This is a genomic window from Streptomyces javensis (assembly GCF_039525925.1).
In the GTDB taxonomy this organism is placed as follows: Bacteria; Actinomycetota; Actinomycetes; order Streptomycetales; family Streptomycetaceae; genus Streptomyces; species Streptomyces asiaticus.
Map to the genome: position 1 here is coordinate 120,250 of NZ_BAAAIF010000013.1, position 23,691 is coordinate 143,940.

23 protein-coding genes are annotated in these 23,691 nt (G+C 72.1%); 9 read left to right on the forward strand and 14 right to left on the reverse strand.

Translation table 11 applies throughout. The annotated features are described in order from the left end of the window. Positions 1-8: 8 nt before the first annotated feature. From ABD329_RS14915 to ABD329_RS14925, 3 genes are read right to left on the reverse strand one after another with little or no spacing between them, the layout of a single operon-like run. Positions 9-692, reverse strand: a complete 684-nt coding sequence (locus ABD329_RS14915) for a GntR family transcriptional regulator (protein ID WP_198279262.1) — start codon at positions 690-692, stop codon at positions 9-11. 27 nt (positions 693-719) lie between these two features. Beyond that, the gene (locus ABD329_RS14920) at positions 720-1,721 is read right to left on the reverse strand and encodes a proline racemase family protein (RefSeq protein ID WP_198279261.1); all 1,002 of its coding nucleotides are present in this window, start codon (positions 1,719-1,721) and stop codon (positions 720-722) included. Between the two features lie 40 nt (positions 1,722-1,761). Continuing rightward, entirely contained in the window at positions 1,762-2,673 is a 912-nt protein-coding gene (locus ABD329_RS14925) for a dihydrodipicolinate synthase family protein (protein ID WP_344316453.1), read from the reverse strand. A 443-nt stretch (positions 2,674-3,116) separates the two neighbouring features. Between ABD329_RS14925 and ABD329_RS14930 the strand changes: the two genes are divergently transcribed. Together ABD329_RS14930 and ABD329_RS14935 are read left to right on the forward strand one after the other, a co-directional pair. After that, entirely contained in the window at positions 3,117-4,886 is a 1,770-nt protein-coding gene (locus ABD329_RS14930; RefSeq protein ID WP_344316454.1) for a cellulose binding domain-containing protein, read from the forward strand. 80 nt (positions 4,887-4,966) lie between these two features. Then, positions 4,967-5,311, forward strand: a complete 345-nt coding sequence (locus tag ABD329_RS14935; RefSeq protein ID WP_344316455.1) for a hypothetical protein — start codon at positions 4,967-4,969, stop codon at positions 5,309-5,311. Positions 5,312-5,360: 49 nt separating this feature from the next. On the opposite strand, the gene ABD329_RS14940 is transcribed toward ABD329_RS14935, so the two are convergent. The 3 genes from ABD329_RS14940 to ABD329_RS14950 form a co-directional block, all read right to left on the reverse strand. Continuing rightward, positions 5,361-5,606 carry a hypothetical protein gene (locus ABD329_RS14940; RefSeq protein ID WP_344316456.1) on the reverse strand — a complete coding sequence of 82 codons (246 nt, stop codon included), beginning with the start codon at positions 5,604-5,606 and terminating at the stop codon, positions 5,361-5,363. Further along, complete coding sequence (locus ABD329_RS14945; protein WP_344316457.1) at positions 5,603-6,106, reverse strand: hypothetical protein; 504 nt, start codon at positions 6,104-6,106, stop codon at positions 5,603-5,605. Before ABD329_RS14945 ends, ABD329_RS14940 begins: the two co-directional genes overlap by 4 nt. A gap of 113 nt (positions 6,107-6,219) precedes the next feature. Further along, positions 6,220-6,918 (reverse strand): response regulator transcription factor, encoded by a 699-nt coding sequence (locus ABD329_RS14950; RefSeq protein ID WP_037954026.1) that lies wholly within the window; start codon positions 6,916-6,918, stop codon positions 6,220-6,222. Between the two features lie 333 nt (positions 6,919-7,251). On the opposite strand from ABD329_RS14950, the gene ABD329_RS14955 reads away from it, so the two are divergent. The 5 genes from ABD329_RS14955 to ABD329_RS14975 all read left to right on the forward strand — a co-directional run bounded on the left by ABD329_RS14955 (position 7,252) and on the right by ABD329_RS14975 (position 11,910). Beyond that, positions 7,252-8,679: an aldehyde dehydrogenase family protein gene (locus tag ABD329_RS14955; RefSeq protein ID WP_425574335.1), complete on the forward strand. Its 1,428-nt coding sequence runs from the start codon at positions 7,252-7,254 to the stop codon at positions 8,677-8,679. 39 nt (positions 8,680-8,718) lie between these two features. Continuing rightward, positions 8,719-9,819, forward strand: a complete 1,101-nt coding sequence (locus tag ABD329_RS14960; RefSeq protein WP_344316458.1) for an AMP-binding protein — start codon at positions 8,719-8,721, stop codon at positions 9,817-9,819. 189 nt (positions 9,820-10,008) lie between these two features. Beyond that, on the forward strand, positions 10,009-10,446 hold the full coding sequence (locus ABD329_RS14965; RefSeq protein WP_344316459.1) for a hypothetical protein: 438 nt from the start codon (positions 10,009-10,011) through the stop codon (positions 10,444-10,446). Between the two features lie 88 nt (positions 10,447-10,534). Further along, entirely contained in the window at positions 10,535-11,203 is a 669-nt protein-coding gene (locus ABD329_RS14970) for a thioredoxin-like domain-containing protein (protein ID WP_198281411.1), read from the forward strand. After that, positions 11,200-11,910, forward strand: coding sequence for a DUF305 domain-containing protein (locus tag ABD329_RS14975; RefSeq protein WP_198281412.1), 711 nt, complete (start codon positions 11,200-11,202; stop codon positions 11,908-11,910). The genes ABD329_RS14970 and ABD329_RS14975 overlap by 4 nt, the downstream gene beginning before the upstream one ends. 35 nt (positions 11,911-11,945) lie before the next feature. Here the strand turns inward: ABD329_RS14975 and ABD329_RS14980 are convergent, their stop codons facing one another. The 8 genes from ABD329_RS14980 to ABD329_RS15015 all read right to left on the reverse strand — a co-directional run bounded on the left by ABD329_RS14980 (position 11,946) and on the right by ABD329_RS15015 (position 21,242). Then, positions 11,946-12,557 carry a TetR/AcrR family transcriptional regulator C-terminal ligand-binding domain-containing protein gene (locus ABD329_RS14980; RefSeq protein ID WP_198281413.1) on the reverse strand — a complete coding sequence of 204 codons (612 nt, stop codon included), beginning with the start codon at positions 12,555-12,557 and terminating at the stop codon, positions 11,946-11,948. Between the two features lie 282 nt (positions 12,558-12,839). Next, positions 12,840-13,478: a methyltransferase domain-containing protein gene (locus ABD329_RS14985; RefSeq protein ID WP_309142930.1), complete on the reverse strand. Its 639-nt coding sequence runs from the start codon at positions 13,476-13,478 to the stop codon at positions 12,840-12,842. 432 nt (positions 13,479-13,910) lie between these two features. Further along, complete coding sequence (locus ABD329_RS14990; protein WP_344316460.1) at positions 13,911-15,206, reverse strand: cytochrome P450; 1,296 nt, start codon at positions 15,204-15,206, stop codon at positions 13,911-13,913. Then, positions 15,203-15,847, reverse strand: a complete 645-nt coding sequence (locus ABD329_RS14995) for a GTP-binding protein (protein WP_185057991.1) — start codon at positions 15,845-15,847, stop codon at positions 15,203-15,205. The genes ABD329_RS14990 and ABD329_RS14995 overlap by 4 nt, the downstream gene beginning before the upstream one ends. After that, positions 15,828-16,187 carry a DUF742 domain-containing protein gene (locus tag ABD329_RS15000; protein WP_020869869.1) on the reverse strand — a complete coding sequence of 120 codons (360 nt, stop codon included), beginning with the start codon at positions 16,185-16,187 and terminating at the stop codon, positions 15,828-15,830. The genes ABD329_RS14995 and ABD329_RS15000 overlap by 20 nt, the downstream gene beginning before the upstream one ends. Further along, a complete protein-coding gene (locus tag ABD329_RS15005; protein WP_037961817.1) occupies positions 16,184-16,612 on the reverse strand; it encodes a roadblock/LC7 domain-containing protein in 429 nt (142 codons plus the stop codon). Before ABD329_RS15005 ends, ABD329_RS15000 begins: the two co-directional genes overlap by 4 nt. Before the next feature lie 14 nt (positions 16,613-16,626). Continuing rightward, entirely contained in the window at positions 16,627-18,225 is a 1,599-nt protein-coding gene (locus tag ABD329_RS15010; protein ID WP_344316463.1) for a sensor histidine kinase, read from the reverse strand. Positions 18,226-18,485: 260 nt separating this feature from the next. Next, positions 18,486-21,242 carry a SpoIIE family protein phosphatase gene (locus tag ABD329_RS15015; protein ID WP_425574336.1) on the reverse strand — a complete coding sequence of 919 codons (2,757 nt, stop codon included), beginning with the start codon at positions 21,240-21,242 and terminating at the stop codon, positions 18,486-18,488. Between the two features lie 287 nt (positions 21,243-21,529). Here ABD329_RS15015 and ABD329_RS15020 point away from each other — a divergent pair, with 287 nt between their 5' ends. Next, a complete protein-coding gene (locus tag ABD329_RS15020; protein WP_198281653.1) occupies positions 21,530-22,000 on the forward strand; it encodes a DUF7144 family membrane protein in 471 nt (156 codons plus the stop codon). A gap of 66 nt (positions 22,001-22,066) precedes the next feature. Beyond that, complete coding sequence (locus ABD329_RS15025; protein WP_198281652.1) at positions 22,067-23,605, forward strand: ATP-dependent DNA ligase; 1,539 nt, start codon at positions 22,067-22,069, stop codon at positions 23,603-23,605. Positions 23,606-23,691 lie beyond the last annotated feature (86 nt).

Consider the following 23,691-nt stretch of genomic DNA (forward strand, 5'->3'; position numbering starts at 1 on the left):
ACCCCGAGTCACGGGCCACCGGCCCACAGTCCGCGCACATGGCCGATATGGCGATGCGTCATGGCCTCGGCACCGCGTGCGTCCCCCGCCTCCACGAGGTCCACAAGCGCGTGGTGTTCGGCCGCCGACCGGCCCAGCCGCCCGCTCTCCAGCAGCGGGATGAGCCCCAGCAGCCGGGTCTGGGAGCGCAGTTCGGAGACCACGTCCACCAGCCGCCGATTCCCCGCGTGGCCGAGCAGGGTGAGATGGAAGACCCGGTCGGCCTCGATGTAGCCGATGAGGTCGCCGCGTTCGGCCGCGTCCACGATGGCCTGGGCCAGCTCCCGCAGCACGGGCAGGTCCGCGGGCGGGATACGCGGGACGGCCGCCCGTACGGTGGGCGGCTCGATGAGCAGCCGGATGGCCGCCAGGTCGTCCAGGTCCTGCTCGGAGACCTCGGTGACCCGGAACCCCTTGTTGGGCACCGAGACCACCAGCCCCTCCTTCACCAGGTCGAGCATCGCCTCGCGGACGGGCGTGGGGGAGACGTCGAAGCGGGCGCCGAGGGCGGGTGCCGAGTAGACGGCGCCGGGGGCGAGCTCACCGGAGATGATGCCCGCGCGCAGGGCGTTTCTGACCCGGTCGCGCAGACTTTCGCGCTTGCCGAGCGGCTCAATGCTGGTGCCGCGGCCACGGGGAGCGGATCCGGTCATGTCCCATCCACCACCGATCTCCCCTCTCTACACCAGGAACCCGGCCGGGAACGGATCCTCGGGGTCGAGATGGAACTGCGCGGTGCCGGTGACCCATGCCCGCCCCGTGATCGAGGGCACGACGGCGGGCAGCCCCGCCACCGTGGTCTCCTCCAGCAGCCGCCCGATGAACCGCGTCCCGATGAACGACTCGTTCACGAACTCCTCGCCGAGCCCCAGCTCACCGCGTGCGTACAGCTGCGCCATCCGCGCGGAGGTGCCGGTGCCGCAGGGGGAGCGGTCGAACCAGCCCGGGTGGATGGCCATCGCGTGGCGGGAGTGGCGCGCCGTCGAGCCCGGGGCCTGGAGGTAGACATGGCGGCAGCCGGTGATGTCCGGCCGCTCCGGGTGGTGCGGCGGGTCCTGCGCGTTCACCGCGTCCATGATCTTCAGCCCGGCGGTCAGCAGCTCCTGCCCGGCCGCCCGGTCGAAGGGCAGCCCGAGGGCGTCCAGCTCCACGATGGCGTAGAAGTTGCCGCCGAACGCGATGTCGTAGCGCACCTCGCCGAAGCCGGGCACCCGCACCGTACGGTCGGTGGCCAGGGAGAACGCGGCCACGTTGCGGATCGTCACCGAGGTGGCGGCCCCGTCGCGCACGGCGACCTCGGCGACCACCAGACCCGCCGGGGTGTCCAGGCGGATGGTGGTGACCGGCTCCCGCACCTCGACCATCCCGGTCTCGACCAGCACGGTGGCCACGCCGATGGTGCCGTGGCCGCACATGGGCAGCACCCCGGACACCTCGATGAAGAGCACCCCGTGGTCCGCGTCCGGCCGGGTCGGCGGCTGGAGGATGGCGCCGCTCATCGCGGAGTGGCCGCGCGGTTCGTACATCAGCAGGGTGCGCAGATCGTCGCGGTGCTCGATGAACCACTGCCGGCGCTCGGCCATGGTCGCGCCCGGGAGCGTCCCCACCCCGCCGGTGACCACCCGGGTGGGCATGCCCTCGGTGTGGGACTCCACGGTGTGCAACACCCGCCGCGACCTCATGAACGCCCCCTCGATACCGCGCCCCGCACCGACACGGCCCTCACCGATACCCCAGCGCGAGCACCGTCTCGGTCTCCCGGACGACCCGGGCCGCCACCTCCCCGGCCAGCCGGGAGCGCGGCGGGCGGCAGGCTCCGCCCCGCAGCCCGGCCAGGTCCATGGACGCCTTGATGGCCTGGACGAACTCGGTCCTGGAGTCCCAGCGCAGCAGCGGATGCAGCGCCCGGTACAGCGGCAGCGCCTTCTCCAGATCCGCGCCGACGCCCGAGGTGGCGAGCCGGTACAGCTCCACGGTGGCGTCGGGAATCGCGTTCGGATACCCGGCGATCCACCCCACTGCCCCGGCGAGCCCCAGCTCCAGCAGCACGTCATCGGCGCCGATCAGCAGGTCAAGACCGGGGGCGCGCTCGGCGATCTCGTACGCCCGCCGCACATCCCCGCTGAACTCCTTGACCGCGACGATCAGCCCCTCCCCGTGCAGCTCGGCCAGGAGCTCCGGGGTGAGGTCGACCTTGGTGTCATGGGGGTTGTTGTACGCCACCACCGGCAGCCCGGCGCGCGCCACCTCCCGGTAGTGGCCGACCACGGCGTCCCGGTCGGCGCGGTAGCTGTTCGGCGGCAGCGCCAGCACCGCCCGCGCCCCGGCCTCCCCCGCCTGCTCCGCCCACCGCCGGCTCTCCAGCGCCCCGTACGCCGCCACCCCCGGCATCACCCCGAACCCCTCGGGCGCCGCCTCCACCGCCACCCGCACCACCCGCGCCCGTTCCTCGTCCGTCAGGGTCTGGTACTCCCCCAACGACCCATTGGGGCAGACCCCGTCACAGCCGTGCTCGGCGAGAAACCGCACATGGGCGGCGTAGCCCTCGTAGTCGACCGACAACTCGTCATCGTCATGGAACGGAAGCGCCGTGGCGACATGAACGCCACGCCAGGGCGCGGAGAGATCGGGCATGCGGAACCTCCTGGGGGAGGGGACCGGACCACCGGATTTCCCTCCGAAGATAGCAGTGCAATGTCACACCGCACAGCCCTCGGCACGAGGGGATGGGCTCACCGGAAGTCACCGATAACGCACAGGAGTTCACAGCGCGAACTGTGCGGTCTATACCTTTTGCGGGTGTGGCCTTTCTGTCGCACGAGACGTTGAACGTGACTACTATTCACGTTGATTCGGCCGGATCCCACGGCTTGTCAGGTGGCCGCTCATCCAAAACGGGGACTGCTCTTCGTCTCTTGTCAGCCAGGTCACCGGCGTGAAAGGCTCGGCCCGCCCCGTAAGGGGAATCCCCAACTCCGAGGCATCGCTGTGCTGTTGGCTGGCCATCAGGCGGCCCGTTTGTGAGAGGGTTGCCCCCCGGCGGGGGCGCCGCTGTTCGTGAGTGAGGAATTGCCTCCATGCCCGACCACTCATCCCCCAGGGAATCGCCCGGGGACGGCTCCCCGAAGCGTCGCGGGGTCGCCGAGGCGCCCGGCGAGGATGTCGATGGCGCGGCGTCCGCCACGGCGTTGCTGGGCGCGTACTGGGACGCGGTCGCCGATTACGCGGAGCTGTGCACCAACACCCCGGAAGACGGGATGCGGCTCGCCACCGAGGCGTTCCGGCGGGGCATCCGGGAGACCCGCAACCGCCGTACCCGGGGCTTCGGCAAGCGCCTCCCCTGGCTGCCGCTCTTTCTGACCGCCGTACGGAAGACCGCCGCCGACTGGGTCGCCCACCGGCACGGGGACCGGCTCAACCCGGAGCTGCGGACCTGGCTGGCCTCCGACCTCGCCGCCCGGTTCGCCGCGCCGCCCCGCGACCAGCCGCTCGCCCTGCGCGCGCTGCGGGACCTGCCGGAGGCGGACGGGGAGCTGCTGTGGCTGGTCGAGGTGGAGGCACGCTCCACGGAGGGGGTGGCACGGCAGCTTGGGTACGACCCGGACTACGCCACCGAGGAGATCGCCCGGGTCCGCGCGGCCTTCCGCGAACGGTGTCAGCGCGCCCATGTGGACACCCTCACCGACGAGGAGTGCCGCAGCTACGCCAAGCTGCTGGACGCCGCCACCCGGGCGCCCGACTCCCCCTCACCCGCCGACCTGTGGCAGCACCTCGCCCGCTGCCGGACCTGCCGGGACGCCGCCACCTGCATGTACGTGGACGGCGCCGGGCTGCCCGGCGCGCTGGCGGGCGGGGTCATCGGCTGGGGCGCGAGCCTCTACCTCAAGCGGCGCCGCGCGCTCGCCGAGCGGGCCCCGGGCGCCGCGCCCAGCGCCCGCGCCGCGGCCCCCACCGCGCACGCGGTCCGCGCCCCGCTGCGGGAGCCGCTGCGCGACCGGGTCCTGGACGTGATGGGGGCGCGGCGGAGCAGACGGGCCGGTGGCGTGGAGGGCAGAGCCGGCGCGGGTGGCAGAGCCGGCGCGGGCGGCAGAGCCGGTGCGGGCGGGGCCGATGGCGCGAGCGGAGCTCGCTCCGGGGGGCACCGGGTCGTCCGGAGCCGCGCCGCCCGCCGCCGGTTACGCAGAGCCCGTACGACGGTGATCCTGGCGGTGATCGCCGTCGTCGCCCTCGCCGCACTGGTCGCGATGACGAGAACCGCCGCCGACTCCGACAACCGCACCGGCGGTTCGATGGGCCCCGAGGTGACCCCCGGCAGTCTGGGCCCCGCCACCTCGTACCCGAACGACCCAGGCGCCCCCGCCTCGCCCAGCCCCTCGAAGAGCGAGGGCGGGAAGGACGGGAAGGGCTCCGGCGCGGGGCACCAGAAGGAGCCCGGGCGCTCCCCCGGCCCGTCCCCCTCGTCCTCCAAGGGCTCCGGCTCCGCGTCCGGCCACGGCGGCGAACCGCCCTCCCACGACCGGAAGCCCGGCGGCGACGCCGACTGCACGGCCCGTTTCCAGCTGGTCAACGAGTGGCCCGACGGCTTCCAGGCCGCCGTCACCCTCACCTCCCGCGAATCCCTCGATGGCTGGCGGGTCACCTGGACCTTCCACGACTCCCAGCGGGTGACGCAGATGTGGAACGGGGAGTTCACCCAGCACGGCTCGAAGGTGACCGCCACTCCGGCCGACTACAACAAGCGGGTCAAGTCCGGTGACTCCCTCTCCGTGGGCTTCCTCGGCTCCTGGAGCGACGGCAACCGGCCGCCCGGCTCCTTCACCCTGAACGGCCGCCCCTGCGCGGGCTGACGGCGCCCACCTTCCACGACCGCTCCGCACCACCCGGATGGCGGAACAAGACCTCCGCCCCCGGGGGAATCCATCCCGGAATGAGCAGTGTCCTCAGCGGCATCGTCACCCTGCCCCCCGACGCCCCCGCCGGGCGGGCGGCGCGGGTGGTGGTGGAGGTGCGCAACGTGTCCCGCGCCGACACCCCCGAGTCGATCGTGGCCGCGCAGGTCCTCACCGATGTGCCCCTGAGCCCGGGCGGCCATGTCCCGTTCAGCGTCACCGTCCCCGGTGAGCTCGTCCCGGGCGACAACTACGGGCTGCGGGTTCATGTGGACGTCAGCGGCTCCGGGGTCATGGAGAGCGGCGACCTGGTCAGCGCCGAGGCCGGCCCCGTACCGGCGGGATCCACCGCGGGTCTGATCGCCCCGGTCACGCTCGTCTGAGGTGACGGGCCCCGGCGCCGTGGGGTCGCGCCGGGGCCGCGTCCCGTGGTCAGTCGTCGTTCGCGGCGTCGGAGTCCGCCCTGTTCGCCGCCGACTCCGCGTCGTCCACCAGCTTGTTCAGCTCGTCCAGCTCGGAGGCGGACGGAGCCGGTGCGGTGGCTGACGGGGCGGACGTCCCCGATGAGCCGTTCGCGTCGTCCGAGCCGTCCGAACCGCCCTTGCCACCGCCGCAGCCGGTGACCAGCGCGGCGCAGAGCAGCGCCGTGGCGGCCAGGGCCCAGGGGCCGCGCTTCACTTGGCCGATTCCTTACCGCCGCCGGAACCGCTGCCGGAACCGCTGCCGGAACCACTGCCGGAAGAGTCGCCAGTACCGCTGCCGGATCCCTCGCCGCGCGTGGCGCACCACTTCTGGACCTTCGAGAGGTCCTTCTGCCGCTGCTCGAGCGTCGGCACGAGGGACCTGCGGAAGGTGAGCTTGTGGTTGAGGAACGTCTGGACCTCGGTGTGGTCCGCCTTCTTCGCCCGCTCGACCCGCTTCGTCAGCCGGGCCACGGACCCGCGGACGGTCGCCGGGCCCTTCAGCCGCTTCAGCGCGCGGTCCAGCCGCTTGTCGATCCTCTTGGCGCGCTTGCACAGCCCCCGGGAGCCGTCCCCCGCCCCCTTCGGCGCCTTCGCGCTGGGGGAGGCGGCCGGTGTGGAGGCCGGGGCGCCGCCGTCCGCCGCCGCGATGCCCACCGGACCGAGCAGGGCGGCGGTGGCCGCGCACGCCACGAGGGCGCTCTTTCCACGGTGCATGGTGCTGTTCCTTCCCTGGGAACCGAACGGCCGGGGAGGGGCCCGGCCGTCCCGGACCGGGGAAACCCTAGGAACCTTCTTTGTGGAAACTCTGTGGACCGGAGTGACCGCTCTTACCGCGCCTCGGTGGGCCGCAGGACGAACCCCACGCCGCGCACCGTGTGCAGCATCCGCGGCCGGCCACCCGCCTCCAGCTTGCGGCGCAGATAGCTGACGAAGGTGTCCACGGCGTCCGTACGGACGTCGAAGTCATAGCCCCAGACGCGATCCAGCAGCTGATCGCGGGTGAGCACGATCCCGGCGTTGCGCGCGAACACGTCCAGCAGCTCGAACTCGCGCCGGGTCAGCCGCAGCGCCACCCCGTCCAGCCACGCCTCCCGGGCCTCCGGCACCATCTCCAGCGCACCGGCCCGCACCCGGTCGGTGGCGGCGGGCGGACGGCGGCGCAGCAGGGCGTGCAGCCGCAGCACCAGCTCCTGGAGCGCGAAGGGCTTGACGAGGTAGTCGTCGCCCCCGGCCTGGAGCCCGGCCACCCGGTCGGCCACCTCGTCGAGGGCGGACAGCATCAGGACGGGCACGTCATTGCCGTCCGCGCGCAGGCTGCGGCACACCTCGATCCCGCTGAGGTCGGGCATGGAGATGTCCAGGACCACCACATCGGGCGCCCCGTCGCGCAGCGCGGCCAGCGCGGCGTGGCCGCCGTCCGCGAGGGTCACGGCGAACCCGTTGAGCCGCAGCCCGCGCTCCAGGGACCGCCGGATGGCCGCGTCGTCATCCGTCACCAGAACGCGGCCGCTGCCCGTGCCTGCCATGCCCGTACCACCTCCGGCCCGGCATGCTACGTGCCCCGCCGTGCGCACGGCCCCCGTTCCAGGGACCCGGGCCCTGGCCTTCGGGCCACGGGCATGGTCTTTGGGCCACGGGCCTGGTCTTCGGGCCACGGGCCTGGCCTTCGGGCCACGGGCCTGGCCTTCGGGCCACGGGCCTGGCCTTCGGGCCACGGGCCTGGTCTTTGGGCCACACACATGGCCTTTGGGCCAATTGACTCCGTCCCGTCCGCGCCGTGGGATTGGCCTGGTTCACCCTTTTCCCGCCGCGCCCGCCCAGGAGCCGGTGTGTCCCGCGCCCGCGAAGGAGCCAGCGTCGTGTCCCAGCCCGCCACCGCCCCGGATGCCCTGGACGCCGCCCCTGGTGCCCCGGACGCCGACCTGGACGCCCTGGACGCGCTGGGGCCCAAGGGTCCCTACCGCTCCCGCCACCGGCTCACCGTCAACGATGTCACCGGCGTCCCGATGGCCGAACTCTCCCTGGTGCCCCGGCTGTTCGTCACCCGGGCGTTGGCCGCGCTGCGCGCCGCCGACACCCTGCCCCTGGAGCGGCGGCTGGCCGCGCTGAAGCGGGCCGGGGAGCTGTTCGCCACCGGCACCGTGGCCGGGATGCCGTACGCGGCGTACGAGGGCGCGGTGTGCCGGATGTCGGGCACCCCGCTCGCCAACGTGCGGATCGCCGTGGAGGCGATACGGCTCAGCGCCACCGATGCGCACCGCAGCGTCCAGGCGGCCCGCCCGGTGGGCGCGGTGGGCGATTGGCGCGATCCGTACGCCAGGAGCGGCACCGCGGTGTGGATCCGGCGCGGCGATGTCTTCGCGGTGCACGCCGCGGGCAACCACCCCGCCGTGCACGCCCTGTGGCTGGAGGCGCTGGCGCTGGGCTACCGGGTGGCCGTACGCCCCTCCCGCCGTGAGCCGCTCACCCCGTACCGGCTGGTCAGCGCCCTGCGCGAGGCGGGGTTCGGCCCGGATCAGGTGGTGTTGCTGCCCACCGACCACGACGCGGCCGGGGAGATCCTGCACGGCGCGGACCTGTCCATGGTCTACGGCGGGCAGGAGGTCATCGACCGCTACGCCGCCGATCCGGCCGTGCTGCCCAACGGGCCCGGCCGCTCCAAGATCCTGATCACCGCCGACCGGGAGTGGCGCGACCACCTCGATGTCGTCGTCGACTCCGTCGCCCGCCACGGCGGCACCGCGTGCGTCAACGCCACCGCCGTGCTCGTCGAGGGCGATCCGGCACCGGTCGCCGAGGCGCTGGCGGAGCGGCTCGCCACCCTCCCCAGCCTGCCGCCGCAGGACGAGAAGGCCGTGCTGCCGGTCCATCCGCTCGAGGTCGCGCGCGGCTTCGAGCGCCTGCTGCTCGGCAAGGCCGCGGGCGCCCGGGCGTGGCTGGGCGGCGACGGCGTGGTGGACGACCTCGGCGACGGCAGCGCCGCCCTCCGCCCCGCCGTCTTCCAGGTCGACGATCCGCGGGACCCGCGGCTGGGCGTGGAGCTGTCGTTCCCCTGCGTCTGGGTGGCCCCCTGGACGCGGGAGGCGGGGGTCGCCGCGCTCCGGGACAGCCTGGTGGTCACGGCGATCACCGGGGACGAGGCGCTGCTGGACGGGCTGCTCGCCGAGCCGTCCATCAAGAACCTCCACATCGGCGACCACCCCACCCACTGGATCGCGCCGGGCATCCCGCACGACGCGTATCTCGGCGAGTTCCTGATGCGTACGAAGGCCGTCATCCGCGGCTGACCCCATGAGCCCACTGCCGCCATCCGCGAGGAGCATCCCGTGCCGACAGCTTCCCTTTCGGTGCTCGACATCCCCTTCGACGAGCGCCCCGACCCCGATGAGTACATCCGCGCCGCCATGGAGTGGCACTTCGGCCCGGACACCGGCTCCCCGTTCTGGCTGCGGAAGGCGGAGACGCTGGACTTCGATCCGCGGCGGGACGTGAAGGGCGTCGCCGATCTCGCGCTCTTCCCCAATGTCACCGGGGAGTTGCGCGAGGTGCCGGTGCGCGATCTGATCCCGCGGGGCTACGGCGCCGACGCCCGGATCGTCGGGGTCTTCGAAAGCGGCGGCACCACCGGCGCGCCCAAGCGGATCGTGTGTCTGCGCGACTGGCTGGACCGCCTCACCCATGGGCTGAGCGCCGACCTCGACGGGCTCGGCATCCCGCGCGGGGTGGACTGGCTCGCCATCGCCCCCAGCGGCCCCCATATGGTCGGCGAGATGGTCGCGGGCACGGCCGCCCGGCACGGTGGGCTGATGTTCCGCGTCGACATGGATCCGCGCTGGGTGAAGAAGCTGATCTCCGGCGGGAAGGCCGAGGAGACCGACGCCTATGTGAACCACCTGGTGGAGCAGGCGGCGTACGTCCTGCGCACCCAGGACATCGGGGTGCTGATGACCACCCCGCCGCTGCTGGAGCGGCTGGCCCGGCACGACGACCTCGTCGAGCTGATCGGGGACAAGGTCAAGGGCATCATGTGGGGCGGCGCCCATATGGACGCCGACACCCGCGATCTGCTGCGCTCCGAGGTCTTCCCCGGCTGTGCGCTGTACGGCACCTACGGCAACACCATGATCCTTGGCGGTGCCACCGAGCGGCTGGGGCTCGGCCCGGACGAGCCGTGTGTCTTCGATCCGCGTACGCCGTTCGTCACCTTCTCGGTGGTGGACCCGGCGAGCGGGCGGCCGGTGCCGTACGGCGAGCGGGGCCAGGTGGTGATGAACCACGTCAGCAAGTCCGCCCTGCTGCCCAACAACCTCGAGCGGGATCTGGCGATCCGGGTCCCGCCGCCGGAGGGCGCGGTCGGGGACTCGGTGGCCGATGTGGGGCCGGTGGCGATGTTCGACGACGAGGTCGTGATCGAGGGCGTCTACTGAGACATCCGGACGCCGGGGGTGGCGGCGCGGCCGGCACCGCGCCGCCACCACCGCCCGGCACCGCGCCGCCACCAGGCGTTTGCCGCGTTCCGCCATGGACCCATTCAGTCGCGACAGTCGCAGTGGTTACGATCTGGCGCGATGGGCAGAGGGCAGCGCGGAGGAAAGGCCCGCGTACGGAGGGGCCACATGGACCACATACGGAGGGACCCGGTGCGCGGCACCGTGCCCTCCGTGCTCTGCCGTGCCGTGCTGCTGCTCGCCGCGGCGATATGGGTGGCGCCCTCGTGCGTCCATCCCGCCGCCGGCCATAACGCCCTGTCGACGGGGTGCCGCCCGCACCGCCCGGCGGAGACCGCGTCGGCCCAGCCGCACGAGGAGCCGGTCGCGTATCCGGTCCCGGGGCACCGCCCGTTCGACACCTCCGGCTCGGGCACCGGAAGCGACGACTGTGTCGCGGGCCCCCGGGGAGTGGTCCAGGCCCTGGTGCCCACGCCCGTACCCCCGCCCTCCCTCGCCGAGGTTCCGCCGCCGGACGGCCCCCGGGACCCGGACTCCGCCCGGGCGCCGCCGGACCACCCCGTCCGCGCCCTCGGCCTCCACCAACTCCAAGTACTTCGGACCTAGGCCGACGCCGGTCACCGCGAAGCACCGCTCCACCCATCCAGTGTGCGAACTGCGCGAACTGCGCCTACCTGCGAGGTTGAGGACAGCCATGGGCTCCAAGGGATCGAAGACGAAGGGCGCGGCGGCCGACCGCCGCGCCAAGATAGAGGAGTTGCGCCGCGCCGAGAAGGCGCGCGAGCGCCGGTACCGGATCATCACCATCACCTCGGTCACGGTGATCGTCGCCGGGCTGGCCGTCGGGGGTTACTTCCTCGTCGACGCGAGCGACAAGAAGGAGAAGAAGGAGGCCAAGGTCACCTCGTCGGTCGTGAAGACCGGTGAGTTCAAGGGCATGAAGACCTGGAAGAACCTGGGCCGGACGCATGTCCAGGGCACGGTCAAGTACGCGATGTCGCCGCCGGTCGGCGGAAACCACAACCAGGTCTGGCAGAACTGCAACGGCGATGTCTACACCAAGCCGCTGACCAAGGAGAACGCGGTGCACTCGCTGGAGCACGGCGCGGTGTGGGTGACGTACACCGACAAGGCGTCGAAGGAGGACGTCGCCGCCCTCTCGGCGCGGGTCAAGAAGACCCCGTACTCGTTGATGAGCCCCTACCAGGAGCAGGACGCGCCGATCGTCCTCAACGCCTGGGGCAACCAGCTGGACATCCAGAAGGCGTCGGACCCGCGGGTGGCCGACTTCTTCAAGAAGTTCGTCCAGGGCAAGCAGACCCCGGAGCCCGGCGCGTACTGCACCAACGGGAAGACTTCGTGAGCGACGGGACCGCCGTCGGCCGCGCCTCCCGCCAGCCGCTGGTGGCGGGGATCGCCGCCGCCCTCGCCCTGCTGACGCTGGTGGCGGTGGCGGTGCTGTGGCTGACGAGCGACCGCTCGGAGGGCTCGACCGACGCGGGGACGCCGAAGGACACCTCGGCCGAGGCCGGTTTCGCCCGCGACATGTCCGTCCACCATCAGCAGGCGGTGGAGATGTCGTTCATCGTGCGCGACCGCACCGACGACGACGAGGTGCGGCGGCTGGCGTTCGACATCGCCAGCACCCAGGCCACCCAGGCCGGGATGTTGCAGGGCTGGCTGGACATGTGGGGGCTGGACAAGACGTCCGAGGACCCGCCGATGACATGGATGAAGCACATGTCATCGGACGACATGGAGGGCATGGACCACGGCTCGATGAAGGGCATGGGCTCCGCGTACAAGCCGCACGACGGCTCGCTCATGCCGGGCATGGCCACCAACAGCCAGCTCGACGAGTTGCGCAAGGCCAAGGGCAAGGCGGCCGAGGTGCTCTACCTGAAGCTGATGACCGCCCATCACAAGGGCGGCGTCGAGATGGCGAAGGGGGCGGTCGAGCTGGTCAAGGACTCGACCGAGAAACACCTGGCCCAGACGATGGTCCAGGGCCAGCAGTCGGAGATCCAGCTGATGGCCGACATGCTCAAGGCACGCGGCGCGTCCTCCTGACACCCGCCGATGGCGCCCCTGCGGCGGGGGCGCCATCAGTCCTTCCGCACGAACACCCCGGACCGGACCGCCTGATACGTCGCCTCGACGGTGGTGTGCACCAGCCGCTGGTCGATGGACCCGCGCAGGATGAGCACCCGGTAGTAGATCGGCGCCCCCAGCGCGGCGATGACCTCCCGCGCGTCGGTGCCCTCGGGGATGTCCCCGCGCTCCACCGCGTTCCGCACGATCAGGGTCACCTCCTCGGTCCGCCGTACGAACGCGCTACGGACGATCTCCTCGACCCTGGTGTCATGCGCGGCGGCCGCGAGCAGCCCCTGCATGACATTGCGGTTGCGCAGGGCGTTGTTGAAGTCCGCGATGGCCTGGGTGAGTTCGGTCAGATCCCGGTGGAAGTCACCGGTGTCCGGGGTGGGCAGCGTTGAACTCCGCTCCGCCAGCAGATCGACGACCACCCCCTCCACCGTGCGCCAGCGCCGCCGGATGGTCGACACATGCACCCCCGACCGCCGCGCGAGCCGATCGAGGGTGAGCTCGGCGAACGAGTCGCTGTCGAGCTCCTCGTACGCGGCCGCCAACACGGCCGCCCGAGTCCGGGCCGTACGCCCCCCGGGGCGAGCCGACCCATGCGGTGGTCGCTCTGTCATGACGCGCCGACTCTACGGCCCCTCCACCCTCGTGAGCACCAGATCTTCACGCCCTCCGGACGCCGAACGCCCGGTAACCCATTGCACGGCGTACACGCCCCTCGCTAGTGTGACACCCGTTACCTAATGCTCGCGACAGCGCATTAGGCCAACACGGCGCAGAGTTTGCCGGACCTTCCTCACGAGGGGAAGGAAGGTCCAGCACGCTCCTCTTCTTCCTCCCGGTCTTCGGCCCCTGGACGACCGCACTCGCCCCGCCGTGGCCCTGCCGGCCGGGTGAGGTCAGCCGTAGGAGGCCGACCATTTGCCGCGCGTGAAGTGACACACGCCGTCGGGCGTGATGTGCACACGGCTGCCGTAGATCGGCAGGCCGCCCTCGGCGTTCAGCCGGTGCCCACCGGGGCGCACCGCGGCTGTCACGCCGGCGAGGTTTCGCAGCGCCACCATGGACACGATGCGGTCGAAGTCCCCCGGGAGCGGCCCCGTGACGTCACAGGTGACCACCTGGGGGGACATACCTAGGGAGGCAAGCCGATCAGTCGCCGTCCCGGTCAGATACGGGTCTACGTCCATGGCCGTGACGTGCTTGCACCCGAGGCGCCGCGATGCGAGGGCGGTACTGGCCCCGGTACCCGTGCCGATCAGGCCGAGGTCGGCGCCGTCGTACAACAGCCCGTGGCGCAGCATGCGCACCACCAGGCTGGGCATGGTGCCCGACGATGTGGGCACGCCGCGCGGCCGGTCGTCGGGGCTTGCCTGGTCGGCGTGCAGCGGGCCGACGCGGGTCACCAAGGACGTGTCGGAGTAGGCCGCGCGCAGCCACGCCGCCTCGTCCGCCGACCCATCGCGCAACGCCCACGTGCCGCTGCCCGTCGGTTCCCACCACCGGGGCACGAAGACGTGCCGGGGGGTGGAGGCCACCGCGTCCCGCCACCGCGAGACGGGCGGGTCGCCTCGGCCGCGAGACGTTCGGCGTGGGGCTTCCAGTCCATGGGCCGCCTCATTCGTCGTACTTCGGGTCGCATGCTTCCTGCTCGGCGGGCGAGCAGTCCCCGCCGTCCGACGCGGGCTTGCAGTCAGCGTCACACGGGCCTCCCCCGGCGCGAGCGGGAATCGCGCTCAGCGCCTCGGCCCATGCCTCACCGCCCAGGATCGCGGCCAAGCCCCGTTCCCGGACGTTGCCGGTGGTCAGCCATCGCGCCTGGTCCCCCCACTCACCATCAGGTATCAGGCGGATGTGGTTTCCACGCTACGCCCTGGCGCACATCGCGGGTGGAGAACGTTGCCCTCTGCTGGTCCGCAAAGACGTGTCCCCCGGCGGTGCGCGAGGCGCCTCCGGGGGACGACAGGCAGTCAGTGCAGGTGGGTCGGGGTGAATTCGACGGGGAGGGCGGCCGTGCCGCGCATCATCAGGGTGACGCGCCATTCGAGCTCGTCCGCGGGGACGGAGAGGGTGACGTCCGGGAGGCGGTCGAGGAGGACCTCGATGGCGGCGGTGGCGATGACCTCGGCGATTTCGCGGGCGGCCGGGGGGCAGCCGTGTTTGCCGTGGCTGAAGGCCATATGAGCCTGGTTGCCGCCGGCGCCGTGGAAGTCCGGGCGGACGTCGGGGTCGGCGTTGGCGGCGGCGAGGCCCAGCATCAGGCAGTCGCCCTTACGGATGCGGCGACCGCCGAGCATGGTGTCATCGGCGGCCCAGCGGCCGATCCAGAACGGGACCGGGGTGTTCTCCCACAGCACCTCGTTGAGCGCCTGGCCGACGCTGCGGCGGCCGCCGGAGAGGGTGATGGCGAACCGTTCGTCCGTCAGCATCAGCCGGAGGGCGTTGCCGATCAGGTCGCTGGTGGGCTGCTGGACGGCGTAGATGGAGCCGAGCAGGTCGTTGATGATCTCGTCGTCGGTGAGCCCGGCGGGGTGGGACACCAGATGGGCGGCGACGTTGACCTGGTCCGGGTTCTCCCGGACGCGTTTGATCAGCGCCTCCATCCGGGTCTGCATCTTCTGTAGCGCGACGGGGGCGTCGTTCCCGGTGAGGTGGAGCGAATCGTCCTGGATGGCGGCGGATTCGGTGTCGTCCAGGCCGTAGAGCCGGGTCACCACCCGCAGCGGGATCTGGCTGGCGTACTCGGCCACCAGATCGGCCCGGCCGCTGCCCGCGAAGGTGTCGATCAGCTGGTCGGCGACGCGCTCGCACCCCGCGCGCAGCTCGAACTGGTCCACCGCCGCCAGGCCGTCGCAGATCGCCTCGGACCGCCGCTGGTGGTCCGCGCCCTCGCTGAAGAGCATGGTCGGGCGGTAGCCGACGAAGGTGGTCAACTCCCAGTCGGGCGGCACCAGGTGCCAGGCGTGCCAGCGGCGGGAGTCGCGGGCGTACAGATTGGGATCGGTGGTGACCCGGACCACCTCGCGGTAGCCGAGCACCGTCCAGACGGGGATCTTGCCGTCCAGCAGGATGGGCACCACCGGGCCGTGGTCCCGGAGCAGCTCGCGGTAGAGCTCCATCGGTTCGTCCCGGAACCGCTGGTAGTCCAGCGGCACCGACCCGGGGGGCACCACCCCGTCGGGCGGCGCGGGGGCCGACGGGAAGACGGGCTCGGGCGGGGCCCCGGGCGGGGCGTCCAGCGGGGACGTGGGGTCAGGGGTGGTCACGCGGTGGTCTCCCCGGCGGAGCCGTTGGTGGACAGGGAGTAGAGGTAGCGGGCGAGCGCGACCAGTACGGCCTTGCTGGAGTCGCGCTTGCGGGCGTCGCATTCGATCATCGGCACCTCGGGCGGGAGGTCGAGGGCCTCCCGCACCTCCTCCAGCGTGTGCTGCGGCTCGGTGAAGTTGTTGCGGGCCACGATGAACGGGGTGCCGTGGTGCTCCAGCCGGTCCAGCGCGTACCAGGAGTCGGAGAGCCGGTTGGTGTCCACCAGGACGACCGCGCCCAGGGTCCCGGAGAACAGCCGGTCCCACAGGAACCAGAACCGCTCCTGGCCCGGGGCGCCGAACAGATAGAGCACCATCTGCTCGTCCAGGCTGATCCGGCCGAAGTCGAAGGCCACCGTGGTGGTGGTCTTGTGGCGCACGAACGAGGCGTCGTCGATGCCGATGCCCGCCTGCGTCATCGTCTCCTCGGTGCTGAGCGGGCGGATCTCGCTGACGGACTGCACCATCGTCGTCTTGCCGACACCGAACCCGCCGACGATCACGATCTTCAGACCGTTGCTCGCGCTCTCCCGCAGCGGGGCGTGCCCGGCGCCGCCGGGGAGCGCGGTGCTCACGGTGGTCTCAGAGATTCTGGAGTGCAACGAGCACCTTCTTCAGGGTTTCGGGCCCGGGCAGCCGGCCACCGGGGCGGGCCGCATGCGGATGGCGCGCGGTGATCCGGCCGGTGTCCAGCAGATCGCACAGCAGGATCTTGACCACGCTGACGGGCAGTTCCAGATACGAGGAGATCTCCACGACCGACAGGGGGCGGCGGCACATCCGCAGGATCTTGACGTGCTCGGACTGCATCCCGGGGGTGGGATCGCTTTCGCTGACGATCAGCGTGACCATGTCGAACCGGCTCTCGTCGGCCCGGCTGCGGCCGCCGGTGACGGTGTACAGCCGGTCCGGGCCCTCCTTGTCCAGCGGACCTCGGATCATGCCTTCGCCCCGCCGCCGCTGCCGCCCGCTTCCACCCGCGGAGCGGCCCGCAGATGGTCGCCGATCTGCTCGACCAGCTCGTTCATGTTGTGGCCGATGATGCCGACATCGGCATCGTCATGGGCCACCACGGCGAGATGGGCGCCTTCGCCGGCCTCGACGATGAACAGAATCCCCCCGTGGAACTCCGTCATCGACTGCCGTACGCCGCCGCTTCCGTCGCCGAACTCGACGGACGCGCCGTGGGCGAGGCTCTGGATGCCCGACGCGATGGCCGCCAGCTGATCGGCCTGGTCCACGGACAACCCGGAGGAGAGGCAGAGCTTGAGACCGTCCCGCGACAGCACCAGGGCGTGGCGCGAGCCCGGGGTCTTCTCCAGCAGGTTCTCCAACAGCCAGTCCAAGCTGCGGTCGGTGGTGTTCATCGGCGTTCCTTCACTCACGGCTTGTCGTTCTCGGCAGGCTCGGCGGACTCGGCGGTCTCGGTGTGATCTGCGGATACCGAAGGCTCGGTGTCACACGGCGCACCGGCGGCGGATCCACCGCGGGTCGCCTGGCGGAAGGCGCCGAAGCGGGCTCCGGCCTCCTCGGGGCGTGGACGGCTGGTCTTGGGCCTGGGTTCCGTCTCGGCCGACTGGGCGGCCGCGCGGGTGGCGGCGGCCAGCGTCTCGCCACGGCGCCGCTTGGGCAGTCCGTTGACCCGCGAGGGCTGCGCGGAGGGTTCCGGCGCGGACGACGGCGCGGGGGACGGGGACGGGGGCGCCGGGGCGGTCTCCGGCGACGTGGACGGAGCGGCTGCCGGGGCGGACGCGGCCGGGGCGGGCACGACCGGGGCGGCGGACGCGCTCGTGGCGGCGGACGCGGCGGACGTCTGCCGGGGCACCCCGGTGCGGACGGTGCCCGGCGTGTCGAGTACGACGGCGTCCTGGTTGATGTGCGTGACCAGCTGCTGCGGGATCAGGACGACGACACCGGTGCCGCCCCGCGCGGACGGCCGGAAGGAGACGGTGAGCCCGTGCTTGCGGGCCAGACAGCCGACGACCGCGAGACCCAGCCGGGTGCCGGACAGGGTCATCAGGTCCAGACTCTCGGAGGAGACGGCCTTCTGGGCGCGGTCCAGGGCGGCCGGGCCCATCACCAGGCCACCGTCCTCGACGGTCACCACGACGCCCGCGTGCGTCTCCTCGACGTACACATGCACCTCCTCGGTGGGAGGCGAGAAGCTGGCGGCGTTGTCCATCAGCTCGGCGAGTGCGTGCATGACGCCCTCGGCCGCGTAACCGGCCACCGCGGCGTTGCTGGTCGAGTGGACCCGCACCCGCTGGTAGGCGCTGATCCGGCCGATCGCGCCGCGCAGCACGGACTCCATGACGATCGGCTTGGTCCAGCGGCGCCCGGAGCGGGCACCGGTCAGCACCGCGATGCTGTCCGCGATCCGGCCCGCCTGGGCGGTGGTGTGGTCCAGCTTCAGCAGATCGCCGAGGACGGTCTCGTCGTGGCGGTTCTCCATCTCCCGGAGGTCGGCCAGCATGCTGGTGGCCAGCGCCTGGACGCGGCCCGCGGCGTTGGCGCACGCGGCCATCGCGGAGGCGCGCATCCGCTCACCGTCGCCGATCTCGCGCAGCAGGGTCCGCAGCAGATACTGATGGGCCCGGCTGGTGGGGCGCTCCATGCGGGTGACCACGGTTTCCACCGAGCCGCCCGCGCGCAGTTGCCGCACCGCGGACGGAATCGTTTCCTCGGCGAGCCGGGTGGCCTCGATCTCCCGCGCGGCGGCCGCGGTCTCCAGCGCGGTGACCCGCTCCTGGAGACGGCCGATGGTCCGCGAGCGGTTGGCGGCGACCGCGAGCGCCACCCCCAGCAGCACGGCGGCGGCTCCGCAGAAGACGGCGACGAAGGCGCGCTGACCGGATGGCACCGCGGTGGTCAACCACAGCCCCGCTCCGGCGGCGACGACGGCTGCCAGCAGGGGGACGGTCAAGGCCCCGCGCATCACCGAGGGCCCTTTGTACGGATGGCTGGATATGTGTGCTGACATCTATCAGGTCCTCATGGGCGCGTTGAGGGTTTTTGGCTGGACCACGCGGACATCAAGCCGTGGGCGCCACATGTTAGTAGAGTCACGTCAGTTTGACCGGGCCCTCTCAGCACATGGATCATGACGGCCCGTCAAATCGGGGCGCCGCGCAGCGTCATGTTCCGGACGCATATGACGCTGCCATTGACGCCGCCATGTGCGCCACCGCCGTCGCCCCGCCCTGCGACGCCACGGAATCGCCGGTCCGGCCCGGAACGCCGCTACGGAATCGCCAGCTCGGCCCAGATGACCTTGCCGTCCGAGGTGTAGCGGGTGCCCCAGCGCTCGGCGAACTGGGCGACCAGGAACAGCCCCCGGCCGCCCTCGTCCGTCGTCGCCGCGTACCGCAGATGCGGAGAGGTGCTGCTGGTGTCGGAGACCTCGCAGATCAGCGCGCGGTCGCGGAGGACCTGCACCCGGATCGGGCCGGTGGCGTGCCGGATGGCGTTGGTGATCAGCTCGCTGATCACCAGCTCGGCGGAGAACGCGGCCTCGTCCAGCCCCCACTCCGCCAGCTTCCGCATGACCTCGGCGCGCACACCGGACACCGCGGCGGGGTCGGACGGCACCTCCCAGGAGGCCACGCGGTCGGCGCCCACGACCCGGGTCTGGGCCGCGATCAGGGCGATGTCATCGCTCGGGTTGCTGGGCAGCAGGGCGTCCAGCACCTTGGTGCAGATCTGGTCGGGGGTCCGGCCGGGGTGGGACAGGGCGCGGCGCAGCATCTCCAGACCGGTGTCGATCTCCCGGCGGCGGTCCTCGATCAGCCCGTCCGTATAGAGGACGAGATGGCTGCCCTGGGCCAGCTCGGCCTCGGCGGTCTCGAACGGCAGTCCGCCCAGGCCCAGCGGCGGCCCGGCGGGCAGGTCCAGGAACTCCACCGAGCCGTCCGGACGCACCAGCGCGGGCGGCGGATGACCGGCCCGCGCCATCGTGCAACGCCGCGTCACCGGATCGTAGATCGCGTACAGACAGGTCGCCCCGGTGATGCCCTCGCTGGCGCCACCACCGCCGCTGCCGTCGCCGTCCGGTCCACCCGGGCCCTCGTCCTGGTCGATCCGGGCGATCAGATCATCCAGGTGGGAGAGGATCTCATCGGGCGGGAGGTCGAGCGTGGAGAAGTTGTGCACCGCCGTCCGCAGCCGCCCCATCGTCGCCGCCGCGTGCAGACCGTGCCCCACCACGTCCCCCACCACCAGCGCCACCCGCGCCCCCGGCAGCGGAATGACGTCGAACCAGTCGCCCCCCACCCCCGACTCCGCCGGCAGATAGCGGAAGGCCACGTCCAGGGCGCTCTGGCTGGGCAGCGCGCGGGGCAGCAGGCTGTGCTGGAGGGTCACCGCCATGGTGTGCTCGCGGGTGTAGCGGCGGGCGTTGTCGATGCAGACCGCGGCGTGCGAGGCGAGCTCCTCGGCGAGGGACACCTCTTCCTGCTCGAAGGGCTCGCGCTGCTTCATCCGCCAGAAGTTGACCACGCCCAGCAGTACGCCCCGGGCCCGCAGCGGCACGGTGACCAGCGACCGTACGCCGTACTCGATGACCTTGGCGGTCTGCTCGGGGTCCTGGGCCTGCCAGCCGGTGGCCTCGGAGAGATCGGCCTCCACGACCGGCTCGCCCCCGCTCAGCCCGAACGCCTGGGGCGAGGACGGAACGAACGCGAAGACCCGGCCGACCGGATAGAAGGGGTGGTCGGGCCGGATGCCGTGGACCGCCGACCGGCGCATCTCGACACCGCCGACGACCAGCGGCTCATCGCCGCGCGCCACGGGTTCCGCCAGGTCGACCGTGACGAAGTCGGCGAAGCGGTCCACCGCCACCTGCGCCAGCTCCTCGGCGGTACGGCTCACATCGAGCGTGGTACCGATCTCCACACTCGCGTCGTACAGCAGCTTGAGCCGCTTCTGGGCCACTTCGGCACGGCCGGAGAGGGCGCGCAGCTCGGTGGAGTCGCGCAGGGTGGCGACGCTGCCGGGTGGTCCGCCGGCCCGGTCGGTCAGCCGGTTGTTGATCGCCAGCAGCCGGTCACCGGCCACCAGCACCTCGTCGGTGACATCGCGCCCGGAGGCCAGGACGTCGGCGACATGGGGCTCCAGGCCCAGGTCGTCGACCAGCCGCCCCTCCGGCCGCGGTGGCAGGTCGAGCAGTCGGGACGCCTCGTCGTTGGCGAGCACCAGCCGCCCGTCGTCGCCGACGATCAGCACACCCTCGCGCACCGAGTGCAGCACCGCGTCATGGTGCTCGTACATCCGGGTCATCTCGATCGGGTCCAGGCCACGGGTCTGCCGCCGCAGCCGTTTGCTCACCAGCGCGGTGCCGCCGGAGGCGAGCACGAGCGAGGCGGAGACGGCACCGACGAGGAGTGGCAGCTGGCGGTTGGCGAGCCCGCTCACCTTCTTGATCGTGATCCCCGCGCCGACCAGGCCGACGACCTTGTGGTTCCTGTCGAAGATGGGTGCCACGGCGTCCATCGCCTCGCCCAGTGTGCCGGGGCCGGTATCCGTGGTGGTGTGCCCGTGCAGCGCCGGGTCGATGTTGCCGACGTAGTGCTTGCCGATCCGGTTGAGCTTGGGGTGGGTGTACCGGATGCCCTTGTCGTTCGTGACCACGACGAAGTCGAGCCCGGATCGCTTCCGGACGGCCTCGGCCTTCGGCTGGAGCACCTTGGTGGGGTTGGGGCTGTGCAGGGCCTGGACGATCCCGGGGGAGTTGGCGAACGACTCGGCGACCGCGACGGACCGGCCGCGGGCCTCTTCGGTGGCGTCGTGCCGCACCTGGAGCACCAGGGCGACGGTGGCCGCCGCGCCGAGCAGCAGCACGATCACGAGCTGGAGGATGAAGACCTGCCCGGCGACGCTGCGAACGTCCAGCCACGATCGAAAGCGCCGGCCCGCCGCCTCCGGGCGTTCCCGCCGCCGACTCCGTGGGCGCCGACCGGGGAACATGCGGGCAGCCCACGATCGACCCATAAACCGGGCCATACACATACATCTACACCGGGAATTCTTGGAAGGCGAATCTCCGCTTCCGGCAGCCGGGCGGCCATCACGTTCCGCATATGATGCGCGACTTTCCGCTCTCCTGGCGAATCCGCCGCGCGTCCCCGTTCGAACCTACGACAGTCTCACGGGGGGCCTCGCGGCGATCTCACAGTGGGCGAGGTGCCGAGAACGGGGGTATATGCAAATCTAAGAAAAGGGTAATTAACCCTAATCGCCGCGAATCGGCGTCGTGGCGGCGCCGATCGCGCCGGACGAAGGAGCCCGACATGGCCAGTCACGCCGGTGGAGTTCAGACAGGGGCCGCTCCGGGCCATATGCACCGGGCGGTGAGCGGATGGCTCGTCTTCGCGGGGGTCATGATGATCTTCGGTGGGCTGATGAACCTGCTCCAGGGCCTCTCGGCCATCATGACCGACCGGGTCTTCCTGGTCACGCAGAGCTATATCTTCCAGTTCGACCTGGCCGGATGGGGCTGGGTGCACCTGGCCCTCGGGATCGCCGTGGTGGTCGCGGGGTTCGCGGTGTTCACCGGCGCCATGTGGGCCCGCGTCACGGGTGTGGTACTGGCCGGTCTGGCGCTGATCGCCAACTTCCTGTGGCTGCCGTACTACCCGGTCTGGGCCACGGTGCTGCTCATCATCGACGCCCTGGTGATCTGGGCGCTGTGCGCCGGGCCGAGCCGTGGCGGCGCGGGACGCGCGGAGATGGGAGGGCCCGAGGCGGGACGCACCGCCTGAGGGACGCGATGCCTGGTTTCCCGGCAGGGGGCGGTTTCCCGGTGGGGCGCGGGGCAGGCTGGAGCCATGCTGCTGGCTGATGTCGCGTTGACCTCCCGCCAGGTCGCGGCCACCGCCGCCCGCTCGGAGAAGATCGCCGCACTGGCCCGGCTGTTCCGGCGCACGGAACCGGCCGAGGCGGCCGTGGTGATCACCTACCTCGCGGGCAAACTGCCCCAGCGCCGCACCGGAGTGGGCTGGTCCACCCTGCGCCACCGGCGGGAACCCGCCGCCGAGCCGACGCTCGCGGTGCTCGATGTGGACGAGGCCCTGAGCCGGGTCGCGGCGGTCTCCGGCACCGGTGCGGCGGCGACCCGCAAGCGGCTGGTGGGCGAGCTGCTGTCCGCCGCGACCAAGGAGGAGCAGGGCTTTCTGCTCGGCCTGATCGGCGGGGAGCTGCGGCAGGGGGCGCTGGAGGGGTTGGCCGTGGAGGGGCTCGCCGAGGCGGTCGGCGCACCGGCCGTGGAGGTGCGGCGGGCGGTGATGCTCGGCGGTTCGCTGGGCGCGGTGGCCGAGGCGCTGCTGGCGCGCGGCCCGGCGGCGCTGGCCGACTTCCGGCTGGAGGTGGGGCGGCCGGTGCTGCCGATGCTCGCGCAGAGCGCCAAGGACCTCGACGAGGCCATGGACCGGCTGGGCGCGTGCGCGGTCGAGGAGAAGCTGGACGGGATCCGGGTGCAGGTCCACCGGGACGGCGAGGAGGTACGGATCTACACCCGCACCCTCGACGAGATCACCGAGCGGCTGCCGGAGGTGGTCACGGCGGCGCGGGAGCTGGCGGTGGACCGGGCGATCCTCGACGGCGAGGTGATCCTGCTGGACGCGGAGGGGCGGCCCCGGCCGTTCCAGGAGACCTCCGGCCGGGTCGGCTCGCGGCTCGATGTGGCCGGGGCGTCGGCCGCGCTGCCGCTGTCCCCCGTCTTCTTCGATGTGCTCGTGGTGGACGACCGCGATCTGCTCGATCTGCCGACCCACGAGCGCCATGCCGAACTGGCCCGGATCGCCCCCGGGCCCCGGCGGGTGCGGCGGCTGGTGGCCGATGACCCCGCGGATCCGGAAACCCGGCGGGCGGCACGGGAATTCGCCGCGGACGTGCTGGCCCGGGGGCATGAGGGGGTGCTGGTCAAGGGTCTCGAGGCGCCGTACGGCGCGGGCCGGCGCGGGGCGTCCTGGCTGAAGGTCAAGCCGGTGCACACGCTGGACCTGGTGGTGCTGGCGGCGGAGTGGGGGCACGGCCGCCGCACCGGGAAGCTGTCCAACCTCCATCTGGGCGCGCGGGCGCCGGACGGCACGTACGTGATGCTGGGCAAGACGTTCAAGGGGCTGACCGACGTGATGCTGGAGTGGCAGACGGAGGCACTGCTGGGGATCGCGGTCAGCGACGACGGCTGGGTGGTGCGGGTGCGGCCGGAGCTGGTGGTGGAGGTGGCCTTCGACGGGCTCCAGCGGTCGTCCCGCTATCCGGCGGGCGTCACGCTGCGGTTCGCGCGGGTGCTGCGCTACCGGGAGGACAAACCGGCGGATCAGGCGGACACGGTCGAGACGGTGCTGGCGCTGCGCGGCGAGTGACCGGGGGCCCTCGGGACCCCACGCCCCGAGGGCCCCCGGCGGATGTGGCCGCCGGATCTCGCCGCCTGCGGCGGGCTGCTCCCCGC

Coding starts and splice junctions, on each gene's coding strand:
- ABD329_RS15020 (WP_198281653.1), top strand. CDS start 21,530: ATGGCCAGTCACGCCGGTGGAGTTCAGACAGGGGCCGCTCCGGGCCAT.
- ABD329_RS15010 (WP_344316463.1), bottom strand. CDS start 18,225: ATGTCAGCACACATATCCAGCCATCCGTACAAAGGGCCCTCGGTGATG.
- ABD329_RS14945 (WP_344316457.1), bottom strand. CDS start 6,106: ATGCACCGTGGAAAGAGCGCCCTCGTGGCGTGCGCGGCCACCGCCGCC.
- ABD329_RS14950 (WP_037954026.1), bottom strand. CDS start 6,918: ATGGCAGGCACGGGCAGCGGCCGCGTTCTGGTGACGGATGACGACGCG.
- ABD329_RS14980 (WP_198281413.1), bottom strand. CDS start 12,557: ATGACAGAGCGACCACCGCATGGGTCGGCTCGCCCCGGGGGGCGTACG.
- ABD329_RS14935 (WP_344316455.1), top strand. CDS start 4,967: ATGAGCAGTGTCCTCAGCGGCATCGTCACCCTGCCCCCCGACGCCCCC.
- ABD329_RS15000 (WP_020869869.1), bottom strand. CDS start 16,187: ATGATCCGAGGTCCGCTGGACAAGGAGGGCCCGGACCGGCTGTACACC.
- ABD329_RS14970 (WP_198281411.1), top strand. CDS start 10,535: ATGGGCTCCAAGGGATCGAAGACGAAGGGCGCGGCGGCCGACCGCCGC.
- ABD329_RS15015 (WP_425574336.1), bottom strand. CDS start 21,242: ATGGCCCGGTTTATGGGTCGATCGTGGGCTGCCCGCATGTTCCCCGGT.
- ABD329_RS14930 (WP_344316454.1), top strand. CDS start 3,117: ATGCCCGACCACTCATCCCCCAGGGAATCGCCCGGGGACGGCTCCCCG.
- ABD329_RS15005 (WP_037961817.1), bottom strand. CDS start 16,612: ATGAACACCACCGACCGCAGCTTGGACTGGCTGTTGGAGAACCTGCTG.
- ABD329_RS14920 (WP_198279261.1), bottom strand. CDS start 1,721: ATGAGGTCGCGGCGGGTGTTGCACACCGTGGAGTCCCACACCGAGGGC.
- ABD329_RS14915 (WP_198279262.1), bottom strand. CDS start 692: ATGACCGGATCCGCTCCCCGTGGCCGCGGCACCAGCATTGAGCCGCTC.
- ABD329_RS14965 (WP_344316459.1), top strand. CDS start 10,009: ATGGACCACATACGGAGGGACCCGGTGCGCGGCACCGTGCCCTCCGTG.
- ABD329_RS15025 (WP_198281652.1), top strand. CDS start 22,067: ATGCTGCTGGCTGATGTCGCGTTGACCTCCCGCCAGGTCGCGGCCACC.
- ABD329_RS14925 (WP_344316453.1), bottom strand. CDS start 2,673: ATGCCCGATCTCTCCGCGCCCTGGCGTGGCGTTCATGTCGCCACGGCG.